Origin of the sequence: Micromonospora humida (assembly GCF_016901255.1) — a bacterium.
In the GTDB taxonomy this organism is placed as follows: Bacteria; Actinomycetota; Actinomycetes; order Mycobacteriales; family Micromonosporaceae; genus Micromonospora; species Micromonospora wenchangensis.
On sequence record NZ_JAFEUC010000013.1, the window covers coordinates 73,216 to 84,977 of the forward strand.

The window sequence follows — 11,762 nt, forward strand, 5'->3', positions numbered from 1 at the left end:
CGTCGTCGCACCCGCCTGCAGGGCGACGGATCGGTCGACGGCTGGCTCAGCTGGCCGGGAGCACCTTGGCGGCGAGCTTCGCCAGCTCGCGCAACGCCTTGCCCCGGTGGCTGATCGCGTCCTTCTCCTGCGGGGTCAACTCCGCGTTGGTCCGCTCCTGGCCGTCACCCACGAAGATCGGGTCGTACCCGAAGCCGCCCTCGCCGCGCGGGGCACGCAGCAGCCGGCCGGGCTGGCGGCCGTCGACCAGGTGCTCCTTGCCGCCGGGCAGCACCAGCGCCACGGTGCAGACGAACGACGCCCCCCGGTGCTCGTCGGGCAGGTCGGCGATCTGGTCCAGCACCAGTTGCAGGTTGGCCCGGTCGTCGCCGTGCCGGCCGGCCCAGCGGGCGCTGAACACCCCGGGCATGCCGTTGAGCGCGTCGACGGCGATGCCGGAGTCGTCGGCGATGGTGGGCAGGCCGGTACGCCGGCAACCCTCCCGCGCCTTGATCAGGGCGTTCTCGCCGAAGGTGAGGCCGGTCTCGGGCAGCTCCGGGTACTCCTCGACGTCGTCGAGGCCGAGCAGGGCGATCCGGTGCGCGCCGAGCGCGCCGTCGAGGATGCGCTGCAACTCCACCAGCTTCTTGCGGTTGCGGGTGGCGAGCAGGACCTTGTTCATGATGCGAGAGCCTTCCGCTGCGCCTCGGCCAGTTCCAGACAACCCAACGACGCGACGTCCAGCAACGCGTCGAGCTGCGCCCGGGAGAAGACGCCGTCCTCGCCCGTGCCCTGCACCTCGACGAAGTCGCCCTCGCCGGTGCAGACGACGTTCATGTCGACCTCGGCCGCCACGTCCTCGACGTAGCAGAGGTCGAGCAGCGGCTCGCCCGCGACGATCCCGACGCTGACCGCGGCCACCGACCGGTGCATCACCTTCTCCGGCTTACCGGCCAACGACTTGCGGCCGGCAAGCCAGCTCACCGCGTCGTAGAGGGCCACGTACGCGCCGGTGATGGAGGCGGTACGGGTGCCGCCGTCGGCCTGGAGCACGTCGCAGTCGAGCACGATCGAGTTCTCGCCGAGCGCCTTGAGGTCGACGCAGGCGCGCAGGCTGCGGCCGATCAGCCGGGAGATCTCGTGGGTCCGCCCACCGATCTTGCCGCGCACGCTCTCCCGGTCGGAGCGGGTGTTGGTGGCCCGGGGCAGCATCGCGTACTCGGCGGTCACCCAGCCGAGCCCGGAGCCCTTGCGCCAGCGGGGCACGCCCTCGGTGACGCTCGCCGTGCAGAGCACCCGGGTGCCGCCGAACTCGACGAGCACCGAGCCCTCCGGGTGGGTGCTCCAGCCCCGGGTCAACGTCACCGGTCGGAGTTGGTCGGGCCGCCGCCCGTCAGGTCGCGCCATCCCTGCACCCTATGCGGTCGCATGATCGGCGCATGCCCGGGTGGGCTCAGACGTCGTAGCTGGCGCCGGCCCGCACCACTTCCAGCGGCCCGGTGAACGCCCCGGCCGCCGAGGCGATGGTGTGCGACTCGCTGCCCCAGGCCACCACCAGATGGGTCAGCAGCAGCCGACCCACCCCCGCCTTGGTGGCCGTCTCGCCCGCCTCCCGGCCGGTGAGGTGCAGATCCGGCGGGTTGTCCACCCCGTCGAGGTAGCTGGCCTCGCAGAGGAAGACGTCGGCGTCCTGGGCGAGCCGCAGCAGCGCGTCACAGGGTGCGGTGTCCGAGGAGTAGCAGAGCACCCGGCCCTCGTGCTCCAGCCGCACCCCGTACGTCTCGATGGGATGGTTGACCCGGTCGACGGTGACGGTGAACGGGCCGATCGGGAAGGTGCCCGGCTGGAGGCCGTAGAACTGGTAGACGTCCTCCACGGTGCTGTCGTCCTGGCCGTAGGCGGTGGCGAGCCGGTCCGGGGCGCCCGGCGGCGCGTAGACCGGCAGCGGCGGGTAGGGGCCGTCCGGGGCGTACCGGCGGACCACGACGTACGACGCGGCGTCGAGGATGTGGTCGCAGTGCAGGTGGGTCAGGAGGATGGCGTCCGGGGCGTGCAGGCCGGCGTACCGCTGGAGGGTGGACAGCGAGCCCGGCCCGAAGTCGACGAGCAGCCGGAAACCCTGCGCCTCGACGAGGTACGCGGAGCAGGGGGATTCGGGGCCGGGGAAGCTTCCCGCACAGCCCAGCACGGTCAGCCGCATCCGGTCGCCCCACAATTACGGTACGTAGTCGACACGCCGGAGTCAGCACCGATTATGATCTCTACCGACGCGTACGCCACGGTGGGCAGCCTACGCGCAGCGACCGCAGGGCAAGAATCATCTTCTGGAAGTTGTCATCAACGTGACACCCGCGGGGGCCGGCCGACGCCTGCGCCGACCGGCCCCACGACGGGTCAGGCCCAGAGCTGCCCCTCCAGGGCGCTCTCGGCGTCGGCGAGGGTGCCGCCGTACGCCCCGGTGGAGAGGTACTTCCAGCCACCGTCGCAGACCACGAAGGCGACGTCGGCCCGCCGGCCGTCCCGGACCGCCTCGTGCGCCACCGACAGGGCGGCGTGCAGGATCGCCCCGGTGGAGAAACCGGCGAAGATCCCCTCCACCTCCACCAGCTGCCGGGTACGCAGCACCGCGTCCCGGGTGCCGACGGAGAAGCGCCGGGTGAGCACCGACGCGTCGTACAACTCGGGGACGTAACCCTCGTCGATGTTGCGCAGGCCGTAGACGAGTTCGCCGTAGCGCGGCTCGGCGGCCACCACCTGGATGCCCTCGACCTTCTCCCGCAGGAACCGCCCGGTGCCCATCAGGGTGCCGGTGGTGCCCAGGCCCGCCACGAAGTGCGTGATGGTGGGCAGGTCGTGCAGCAGTTCCGGGCCGGTGGTCTCGTAGTGGGCGCGGGCGTTGGCCTCGTTGCCGTACTGGTAGAGCATCACCCAGTCCGGGTGGTCGACCGCGATCTGCTTGGCGGTGGCGACCGCCTGGTTGGAGCCGCCCGCCGCCGGCGAGAAGATGATCTCCGCGCCGTACATCCGGAGCAGTTGGACCCGCTCGGTGGAGACGTTCTCCGGCATCACGCAGACCAGCCGGTAGCCGCGCAACTTGGCCACCATGGCCAGCGAGATACCGGTGTTGCCGCTGGTCGGCTCCAGGATGGTGTCCCCGGGCCGGAGCCGGCCGGACTGCTCCGCCGCACGGACCATGAACAGGGCCGCGCGGTCCTTGATGCTGCCGGTCGGGTTCCGGTCCTCCAGCTTGGCCCACAGCCGCACCGGCGGCGCCCCGTCGGGCACCGTCGGCGAGAGCCGGGGCAACCCCACCAGGGGGGTGCCGCCGCAGGCGTCGAGCAGGCTGTCGTACCGCGCCATGACGCCCGCCCTCAGCGGGGGGCGACGGCCGCGCGCCGTGCCGCCACCGCCGCGGTGGCCGCACGGTGCTGGCTGATCGCCGCCGCGGCGGCGAAGCCGAACGCCCCACCGGCGACGGCCGGCAGGACGGTGACGCTGTCGCCGTCGTTGAGCTTGGCGTCCAGCGCGCCCAGGAAACGGACGTCCTCGTCGTTGACGTAGACGTTGACGAAGCGGTGCAGCGCACCGGCGTCGGTGACCAGCCGGGCCTTCAGGCCGGCGTGCCGGGTGTCCAGGTCGGTGAGCAGGTCGCCCAGGGTGTCCCCGGCGCCCTCGACGACCTTCTCGCCGCCGGTGTAGCTGCGCAGGATGGTGGGGATGCGAACCTCGATGGCCATGACGTACTCCTTGGTCGGGTGTGCCTCGGTGCCGGACGGAACAGGGTGAGCGGAGCTGGGAGTCAGCTGCCGGAACACTCGTAGTCGACCGTCGCCGGGCTCTGCCCGAACATGTAGGACTGGACCGCGTGCGGATCCACCCCGGCGTCCACGATCCGCACCGGCTCCTCGGTCACCACGCCGTCGACGATCCGGAAGGAACGAATCTCCTCGGTGTCCGGTTCGCGGGTCGAGACCAGCAGGTAGTGCGCGCCCGGCTCACCCGCGAAGGCGACGTCCGTGCGGGACGGGTACGCCTCGGTGGCGGTGTGCGAGTGGTAGATGACGACGGGTTCCTCGTCGCGGTCGTCCATCTCCCGCCACACCCGCAGATGCTCCATCGAGTCGAACTCGTAGAAGGTCATCGAGCGGGCCGCGTTGTCCATCGGGATGTGCCGGGTCGGGGTGTCACCGCCGACGGGTCCGGCGACCACCCCACACGCCTCGTCGGGGTGGTCCCGGCGCGCGTGGGCGACGATCGCGTCGACGATCGACCGGTCGATGCTCAGCACGTCGCCCAGCCTAGCGCCCACCCGCCGCGCCCGGCGAGGCGGTGACCGTCACAGTTCAGTCGATCATGGCGTTGAGCAGAGATTCCTGCAGATAACCCAGATAGGCGTAGACCGACAGTTGGAACACCCTTGACGACGTGGGATCGTCGGCGACCGCGTCGTCGAGCTCCTCGCCCAGGTCGGTACCGTCCTTGATCTCCAGCCGGACGCCCATCGCCAGCCGGGCGTCGTTGAGCGCCCGCAGCCACGCCTCGGCCGCCTCGGCGTCCAGCCGCACCTCGCCACCGGCCGACTCGGGCAGCGCGGCCAGCACCGCGCCCGCCTGGTCGATCTTGGCGGTCTTCAGGTCGCCCTCGGTGTACCGGCGGAACTCCGCCGTGCCGGCCGGATCGTCCGGGTAGGCGTCGGGGAAGAGCCGCCCGACGACCGGGTCGGTGTGGTCGAACCCGTCGGTGAGCAGGCCGACCACCTCGGTGGCGACCTTGCGCAGCACCCGGACCTCGTCGACGGCGAAGGTCGCCACGTAACAGCCGCCCTGGCGGCGGAACATGCTCACCCCGTCAACCTCCATCGCCAGCGCCGGAACCGCGGACCCGGCTCGCTCCTCGCGCTCACCAGACCCGCCGTGGTTCGCGACTGCGGGGCTCGCAAACCCGGCTCACTCCTCGCGCTCACGAACGGTCCACCGTCGCCCAGAGACCGTAGGCGTGCAACTGCGACGCGTCGTGCTCCATCCGCTCCCGGGCGCCGCTGGAGACCACCGCCCGGCCCTTGTGGTGCACGTCCAGCATCAGCTTCTCGGCCTTCTCCCGGCTGTACCCGAACAACTTCTGGAAGACCCAGGTCACGTACGTCATGAGGTTGACCGGGTCGTCCCAGACGATCGTCACCCACTGCCGGTCCTCGACCGGCACCTCGTCGGTGTCCGGCGTCTCGACCGGGGCAACCTGTGGAGCGGCCATGCCCCCCATCGTGCCACCGGAAGTGGCGATCCGATGAACCGGAACGCCGGGGCAGCCCCGATCACCCTCCCGAGCTGCGCAAACCGGGCGGACTGCGGACACGGCGGGGACAGGCACCGGGAGACTCGGTTCAGGCGAGCAGGATGCCGTGGTCGAGGGCGTCGGTGAGGACCGCGTCGAGCGCGAGCCGGAACGCCTCGAACCGCCGGGACACCTCGCGGGACAACTCCAGCTCGACCTCGCGCAACGCCCGTTGCGCCCAGGAGCGGGCCGCGTTCGGGTCGTCGTTGCCGGGGCTGCGCCAGTGCTGCCAGCACCCACCGGACAGGGCGACCCCGATCCGGGGCAGCACCTCGGTCCGGGGCGCGCCGGGATGACCGAGCAGGGCGTCCAGGGCACCGGCCCCGGGCAGCGTCGCCACCCCGGCGGTGCCGGTGACCAGGAGCACCCGGTCCAGTTCCTGACCGGACGGATGGTCGGCCAGCCCCCACCGGACGGCCGCGCCGATGCGCTGGCGTACCCCCTCGGCCAGCGGCGCGCCGAAGATCCGGACGGTGGCGCCGTCGAGGATCTCCCGCACCGCCCGGTCCTGCTGCTCGGTCGCGAGCAGGGAGAGCGCCTCCAGCTCCCGGTCGAGCAGTTGCGGCAGGCCCGCGCAGCCCACCCCGAAGACGATCTCCTGGACGGTCCGCAGGTGGATGTTGGCCAGTTCGAGCGCGAGCTGCTGACGGATGCCGCGGGCGCGGAGCCGGCTCTGCCGCTCCAACCCGTCGGCCCAGTCGTCGCCCGGCGCATCGGGGGCCACCGGCACCCGCCCGTGCGCCCCGGGCGGCACGGGCGGCCGGGAACTCGCCCGGCGCAGCCCTTCGATGGCCGACCAGCCGACCAGCGCCCGGCGCAGGGCCGGATGTTCGGCCCGGTGCACGGGATACCAGTCGGCCTCGGCCAGCCCCGGCACCGCGGCCAGCAGGGTGGCGCGGTGCGCCGCGACGGTCACCGCCACCGGGTCGACCGGGTCGCCGGCCGGCGGCCCGTCGGGCGGGGACGGGAGCGCCACCCCGGTGTCGTCGGTCGCGGCCGGCTCCGCCGCCGCCCAACCGCCCGCGCCGGGGGTCACCACGAAGAAGACCCGTACCCGGGTACGCGCGACCTCGGTGAGCAGGTGCAGGTCGGCGGCGGTGAAGGTCTGGTCGGCACCGATCACGAACAGCAGCGCGCCGGACCGGACGACCGCGTCGAGCAGAACCCGGCCGCCGGCCACGCCGAGGGTGTCGGTGTCCGGGGTGTCGAGCACGGCGAAGTGCCGCAGCAGCTGTTCCGGCAGGCTCAGCTCGACCCGGCGTGGCGCGCGGGCCAGCGCCGGGCCGGCGGCGGCCTGGTCCGCGCCGTAGGAGTGCGGCTGCCGGTAGCCGGGCACGTACGCCGCCCGGGTCGCCACCCGGGCGTGCCGGACCAGCAGGTGGCTGCCCGCCGGGGTGACGAGCATCCCGGCGGGGACCCCGAGCAGCGCGGCGAGCACCTCGCGGCGGGCCGCCCCGGCGGGTCCGGCGGCCACCACGGCGAGCGGCTCGTCGGGATCCACCTCGACGGCCGGCGGGTCGGCCGGGAACGGGCCCCGGGCCGGCAGCCCGACGGCGTCGGGATGGTCGGACGGGTCGTCGGTCATGTCGACCCCGGGGAGTGGACCGGGCTTCATTCGGCCTCCGCTCGACACGGGCAACTGGCTGTACCCGCGGTAGGACGTCCGATAGGTGACGATGGGCTGCGGGAAGGTTACGGGCAGCAGCCGGCTTCACCGGAACATCTCGGGTACTCAGCAGTAACTGCGACATTACTCAACTTCGCAGCGTCACCGGGTGTCTCCGGACCGATTTACATCGATATGCTGCTCGGATGAGTCGGTGGAGTTTCGTCGGCCGAACGGATGAACTCAACCGTCTGTTGGCAGCGGTGCACGAGGGTCGGGGGCACGGGCTCTTCTTCAGCGGCAGCGCGGGCGTCGGCAAGAGCCGGTTGCTCCGCGAGGCCGTGGCCGCACTGCCTCCCGAGCGGTACGCACTGTCGTTCGTCGCGGCCAGCACGGCCACCGCGGCGCTGCCGTTCGGCGGGCTCGCCCCGGTGCTGCCGGCCGAGCAGCCACCCGGGCTCTCCCCCGCCGGGGTGCTGCGCTGGGGCGTCGACGTGCTCCAGGAGCAGGCGGCGGGGCGACGCATCGTGCTCGCCATCGACGACGCCCATCTGCTCGACCCGCCCTCGGCGGCGCTGGTCCACCTGCTCGCCCGCGCCGAGAACACCACCGTGCTGGGCACCCTGCGCAGCGGCGAGCAGATCCCGCTGCCGATCCGTGCACTGTGGACCGACGACCTGGTCGCGCACGCCGAGCTGGCCCCGCTCGGCCCGGGTGAGACCACCGGCCTGCTCGCCGCCCTGCTGGACGGCCCGGTCGACGCCAGCTCCGCCGAGCGGCTGTCCCGGCTCTCCGCCGGCAACCCGCTGCTGCTGAGGGAGCTGGTGCTGGCCGCCACCACCGGAGGTGAGCTGGTCCGCCCCTACGGGGTGTGGCGGTGGACCGGCCGGCTGGAGCTGGCCCCCAGCCTCACCGACCTGATCGACACCCGGATCGGCCGGTTGGACCCGGAGGTCCGGGCGGTGGTGGAGCTGGTCGCCTTCGGCGAGCCGCTCGGCCTGCGCCTGCTCGACCGGGCCGCCGATCCGGCCGCCGTGGAGGTCGCCGAGGAACGCGGGCTGATCACCGTCGTACCCGACGACCGGCGGATCGACGTCCGGCTCGCCCACCCGCTGTACGGCGAGGTGATCCGCCGTCGCTGCCCGGTCAGCCGGACCCGCCGCCTGAAGGCCCAGCTCGCCGAGCGGGTGGAGTCGGCCGGTGCCCGCCGCCGCAGCGACCTGCTCCGGGTGGCGGTGTGGCGGCTCGACTCCGGCACCGCCCAGGACCCGGCCCTGCTGCTGCACGCGGCCGTCCAGGCGTTCACCCGGTACGACGTGCCGTTGGCCACCCGGCTGGCCCGGGGCGCGCTCGTCGCCGAAGGCGGCTACGACGCCGCCGAACTGCTCGCCACCATCCTGATGTTCGGCGACCGGCCGGCCGAGGCGATCGGGGTGCTCGACGCGGTGGCCGACGACATCGTCTGCGAACACCGACGCAGTCGCTGGCTCACTGTACGGGGGATGGTCAGCTACTGGGGGCTCAGCGACCGGTCCACCGTGGACACCCTCGCGGCGGCCGGGCACGCCCTGACCGACCCCGGGCACCAGGCCCGGGTGCGCGCCTTCGAGGCGATCATGCGGCTACACGGCCTGGAGGTCGACACCGCTCTGCGGCTCGGCCGGTCGGTGCTGGACCGGCCGGCGGCCAGCGTCGCCGCCCGCGAGCTGGCCCGGTGCACCATCGCCCACGCCGACGCGGTGCGCGGCCGGTTCCGGGCCAGCGCCGCGGCGATCGACCGGGTGCAGGCGGAGGCGGCGAACTGGCGGGCCGACATGCCGTACCTGCAACTGGCCATGGAACTGGCCCGGGGCACCCGGCTGGCGCTCTCCGGGGACCTGGCCGGCATCGACGCCATCGTGGCCGACGAGTTCGCCGACCAGGCCGGTGCCGGGGACTTCCGGCTCGGCACCGGCTACCTGTCCATCCTCCAGGCGTACGCGGCGCGGCTGCGCGGTCGTGGCGACGACGCGCTCAAGGCCAGCCTCGGCGCGTGCGCGGTGCTCGCCACCAGCCGGGTCTTCGCGGGGCTGGCGCACGCCGAGCGGGCGCAGGCGGCGGTGCTGCGCGGCGACCCGGCCACCGCCGTGGAGGCGATGGCGGAGGCCGACCGGACCCAGGCCCCCGGCATGGCGGTGCTCCAACCGTGGCTGGAGCAGGCGCGGGCCGCGGTGCTGGCCGCCGGGGGTGACCTGGCCGGGGCGGTGCGGCACCTCGGCACGCTGGTCGACCGGTTGCGCGCCGACGGGTTCGCCGGCCACGAGGTGCTGGCGCTGTACGACCTGGTACGGCTCGGCCGGGCCACCGCCCCGGTCGGGCCGACCTGCACCGACGGCAGCCGGCGTACGGTGGCGCAGCGGTTGACCGAACTCTCCGAGACCGTCGACGGGGCGCTGACCCCGTTGCTCGCCCGGTACGCGCGGGCCGCCGCCGCCCGGGACGGGGAGGCCCTGCTGGAGGTGGCGGACGGCCTCACGAAGCTGGACCTGACGGTCTGGGCGGTCGACGCCACGGCGACGGCGCTGCACGGATGGCGACGGGAACGCTCGACGTCGGCCGCCGCCGCACACGAACGGCTCGCCGCCCTGCTCACCCGCTGCGACCAGATCCGTACCCCGGCGCTTACCGCGTTGCGGCCCACACTCAGCGACCGGGAGCTGGAGGTCGCCGCGCTCGCCGCCGCCGGGGTGACCAGCCGGGCCATCGCGGGCCGGCTGTTCCTGTCGCCCCGGACGGTGGAGAACCACCTCCAGCGGGTCTACAGCAAGCTCGGCATCACCGGCCGGGCCGAGTTGGGGGCGGCACTGCGGGCGATCCCGGGCCACGGCGACGCTCCGGCCGGCTGAACTCTAGGCTGGGCCGGTGAGCCACCTTCGCCCCGCGCTGCTGACCGACCACTACGAGCTGACCATGGTCAGTGCCGCCCTGCGCGACGGCACCGCCGACCGCCGGTGCACCTTCGAGGTGTTCAGCCGACGCCTGCCCACCGGACGCCGGTACGGGGTGGTCGCGGGGACCGGCCGCCTGATCGACATGGTCAGGGAGTTCCGGTTCGCCCCGGAGGAGGTCGAGTTCCTGCTCCGCACCGGGGTGGTCGACGAGCCGGCCGCCCGCTGGCTGGCAGACTACCGGTTCACCGGCGACATCGACGGGTACGCCGAGGGCGAGCTGTTCTTCCCCGGCTCACCGATCCTCACCGTCTCCGGCGGCTTCGCCGAGTGCGTGGTGCTGGAGACGCTGGTGCTGTCGGTGCTCAACCACGACTGCGCGGTGGCCGCGGCGGCGGCCCGGATGGTGACCGCGGCCCGGGGCCGGGCCCTGATCGAGATGGGTTCCCGGCGGGCCCACGAGGAGGCGGCGGTGGCCGCCGCGCGGGCGGCGTACCTGGCCGGGTTCCGGTTCACCTCCAACCTCGCCGCCGGCCAGCGCTACGGCATCCCCACCGCCGGGACCGCCGCGCACGCGTTCACCCTGCTGCACGACGACGAGCGGACGGCGTTCGCCTCGCAGGTCGCCACGCTGGGTCGGGACACCACGCTGCTGGTCGACACGTACGACATCAGCCAGGGCATCCGGACCGCCATCGAGGTGGCCGGGCCACAGCTACGGGCCGTCCGGATCGACTCCGGTGACCTCGCGGTCATCGCCCAGCAGTCCCGGGAGCTGCTCGACTCACTCGACGCCACCGAGACGAAGATCATCGTCTCGGGGGATCTCGACGAGTACGCCATCGCCGCGCTCGCCGCCGAACCGGTCGACATGTACGGCGCGGGCACCGCCGTGGTCACCGGCTCCGGCGCCCCCACCGCCAGCCTGGTCTACAAGCTGGTCGAGGTGGACGGGCGGCCGGTGGTCAAGCGTTCCGAGAACAAGGGCACCATCGGGGGCCGGAAGGTCGCGGTACGCCGGCACAAGCCCACCGGCACCGCCACCGAGGAGGTCGTCGTCTCGCAGGGGGTACCGGACCGGCAGGCCAACGACCGGCTGCTGCAGCACTCGTACGTGGTCGACGGCGAACCGGTCGACCTGCCGGGCATCGAGCAGTCCCGCGAGCACCTGCGCCAGTGCCTGATCTCGATCCCGTGGGAGGGGTTGAAGCTCTCCGCAGGTGATCCGGCGATCCCGGTCACGGTCGTGCCGGCCGGTTGAGCCGCCGGGGCAGACTGGGTCGTGCCGCGGGTGGATCACCGGTGGCGAGCGGAGAGGAAGGGCACCGATGGCCAACGCGCTGATCATCGTGGACGTGCAGAACGACTTCTGTGAGGGCGGTTCCCTGGCCGTCACCGGGGGCGCGGGCGTCGCCGCCGGCATCTCGGGCCTGCTGGCCGGGGAACCGCGGCGGTGGGACCACGTGGTCGCCACCAAGGACTACCACGTCGACCCGGGGGCGCACTTCGGCGACCCGCCGGACTACGTCGAGTCGTGGCCCCGGCACTGCGTGGTCGGCACCCCGGGCAGCGAGTTCCACCCCGACCTGGTGACCGACCGGGTCGAGGCGGTCTTCCACAAGGGCGAGCACGCCGCCGCGTACTCCGGGTTCGAGGGGCACGCCGACGACGGCGAGTGCCTGGCCGACTGGCTGCGCCGGCACGACGTGGACCGGGTCGACGTGGTCGGCATCGCCACCGACCACTGCGTGCGGGCCACCGCCCTGGACGCCGCCCGGGAGGGCTTCGCCACCACCGTGCTGCTCGACCTGACGGCGGCGGTCGCGCCGGCGACGCTGGACGTGGCACTGCGGGCGATGGACGGCGCCGGGGTGACCCTGCGCGGGGAGCCGGTGATCAGCGCCGCATGAGCCGGTAAT

At 73.3% G+C, this 11,762-nt stretch carries 12 protein-coding genes; 3 read left to right on the plus strand and 9 right to left on the minus strand.

Features of this window, described 5'->3' with window-relative positions; all coding sequences use genetic code 11:
* Nucleotides 1–46 precede the first annotated feature (46 nt).
* From rdgB to JQX11_RS23980, 9 genes are all read right to left on the minus strand, one after another.
* Nucleotides 47–661: an RdgB/HAM1 family non-canonical purine NTP pyrophosphatase gene (gene rdgB / locus JQX11_RS23940; RefSeq protein ID WP_204927209.1), complete on the minus strand. Its 615-nt coding sequence runs from the start codon at nucleotides 659–661 to the stop codon at nucleotides 47–49.
* Nucleotides 658–1,386: a ribonuclease PH gene (gene rph, locus JQX11_RS23945; protein ID WP_204927210.1), complete on the minus strand. Its 729-nt coding sequence runs from the start codon at nucleotides 1,384–1,386 to the stop codon at nucleotides 658–660. The genes rdgB and rph overlap by 4 nt, the downstream gene beginning before the upstream one ends.
* Nucleotides 1,387–1,432: 46 nt before the next feature.
* On the minus strand, nucleotides 1,433–2,179 hold the full coding sequence (locus tag JQX11_RS23950) for an MBL fold metallo-hydrolase (RefSeq protein WP_204927211.1): 747 nt from the start codon (nucleotides 2,177–2,179) through the stop codon (nucleotides 1,433–1,435).
* A gap of 194 nt (nucleotides 2,180–2,373) precedes the next feature.
* Entirely contained in the window at nucleotides 2,374–3,339 is a 966-nt protein-coding gene (locus tag JQX11_RS23955; protein ID WP_204927212.1) for a PLP-dependent cysteine synthase family protein, read from the minus strand.
* A gap of 11 nt (nucleotides 3,340–3,350) precedes the next feature.
* Nucleotides 3,351–3,716, minus strand: a complete 366-nt coding sequence (locus JQX11_RS23960) for a MoaD/ThiS family protein (protein WP_204927213.1) — start codon at nucleotides 3,714–3,716, stop codon at nucleotides 3,351–3,353.
* Between the two features lie 62 nt (nucleotides 3,717–3,778).
* Nucleotides 3,779–4,267 (minus strand): M67 family metallopeptidase, encoded by a 489-nt coding sequence (locus JQX11_RS23965; RefSeq protein WP_204927214.1) that lies wholly within the window; start codon nucleotides 4,265–4,267, stop codon nucleotides 3,779–3,781.
* A 55-nt stretch (nucleotides 4,268–4,322) separates the two neighbouring features.
* A complete protein-coding gene (locus JQX11_RS23970; protein WP_372444630.1) occupies nucleotides 4,323–4,823 on the minus strand; it encodes a DUF2017 domain-containing protein in 501 nt (166 codons plus the stop codon).
* A 115-nt stretch (nucleotides 4,824–4,938) separates the two neighbouring features.
* Nucleotides 4,939–5,229: an ATP-dependent Clp protease adapter ClpS gene (clpS, locus tag JQX11_RS23975; RefSeq protein ID WP_088641781.1), complete on the minus strand. Its 291-nt coding sequence runs from the start codon at nucleotides 5,227–5,229 to the stop codon at nucleotides 4,939–4,941.
* A 130-nt stretch (nucleotides 5,230–5,359) separates the two neighbouring features.
* Complete coding sequence (locus JQX11_RS23980; RefSeq protein ID WP_204927215.1) at nucleotides 5,360–6,925, minus strand: P-loop NTPase family protein; 1,566 nt, start codon at nucleotides 6,923–6,925, stop codon at nucleotides 5,360–5,362.
* A 197-nt stretch (nucleotides 6,926–7,122) separates the two neighbouring features.
* Between JQX11_RS23980 and JQX11_RS23985 the strand changes: the two genes are divergently transcribed.
* The 3 genes from JQX11_RS23985 (at nucleotide 7,123) to JQX11_RS23995 (ending at nucleotide 11,753) form a co-directional block, all read left to right on the plus strand.
* Nucleotides 7,123–9,801 (plus strand): LuxR family transcriptional regulator, encoded by a 2,679-nt coding sequence (locus tag JQX11_RS23985; RefSeq protein ID WP_204927216.1) that lies wholly within the window; start codon nucleotides 7,123–7,125, stop codon nucleotides 9,799–9,801.
* Between the two features lie 16 nt (nucleotides 9,802–9,817).
* Entirely contained in the window at nucleotides 9,818–11,104 is a 1,287-nt protein-coding gene (locus JQX11_RS23990) for a nicotinate phosphoribosyltransferase (protein ID WP_204927217.1), read from the plus strand.
* A gap of 67 nt (nucleotides 11,105–11,171) precedes the next feature.
* The gene (locus JQX11_RS23995; RefSeq protein ID WP_204927218.1) at nucleotides 11,172–11,753 is read left to right on the plus strand and encodes an isochorismatase family protein; all 582 of its coding nucleotides are present in this window, start codon (nucleotides 11,172–11,174) and stop codon (nucleotides 11,751–11,753) included.
* Nucleotides 11,754–11,762 lie beyond the last annotated feature (9 nt).

Excerpts from the sequence above, each read along its gene's own strand:
- rph (WP_204927210.1), bottom strand. The coding sequence starts at position 1,386 with ATGGCGCGACCTGACGGGCGGCGGCCCGACCAACTCCGACCGGTGACG.
- JQX11_RS23995 (WP_204927218.1), top strand. The coding sequence starts at position 11,172 with ATGGCCAACGCGCTGATCATCGTGGACGTGCAGAACGACTTCTGTGAG.
- JQX11_RS23985 (WP_204927216.1), top strand. The coding sequence starts at position 7,123 with ATGAGTCGGTGGAGTTTCGTCGGCCGAACGGATGAACTCAACCGTCTG.
- clpS (WP_088641781.1), bottom strand. The coding sequence starts at position 5,229 with ATGGCCGCTCCACAGGTTGCCCCGGTCGAGACGCCGGACACCGACGAG.
- JQX11_RS23950 (WP_204927211.1), bottom strand. The coding sequence starts at position 2,179 with ATGCGGCTGACCGTGCTGGGCTGTGCGGGAAGCTTCCCCGGCCCCGAA.
- JQX11_RS23960 (WP_204927213.1), bottom strand. The coding sequence starts at position 3,716 with ATGGCCATCGAGGTTCGCATCCCCACCATCCTGCGCAGCTACACCGGC.
- rdgB (WP_204927209.1), bottom strand. The coding sequence starts at position 661 with ATGAACAAGGTCCTGCTCGCCACCCGCAACCGCAAGAAGCTGGTGGAG.
- JQX11_RS23980 (WP_204927215.1), bottom strand. The coding sequence starts at position 6,925 with ATGAAGCCCGGTCCACTCCCCGGGGTCGACATGACCGACGACCCGTCC.
- JQX11_RS23955 (WP_204927212.1), bottom strand. The coding sequence starts at position 3,339 with ATGGCGCGGTACGACAGCCTGCTCGACGCCTGCGGCGGCACCCCCCTG.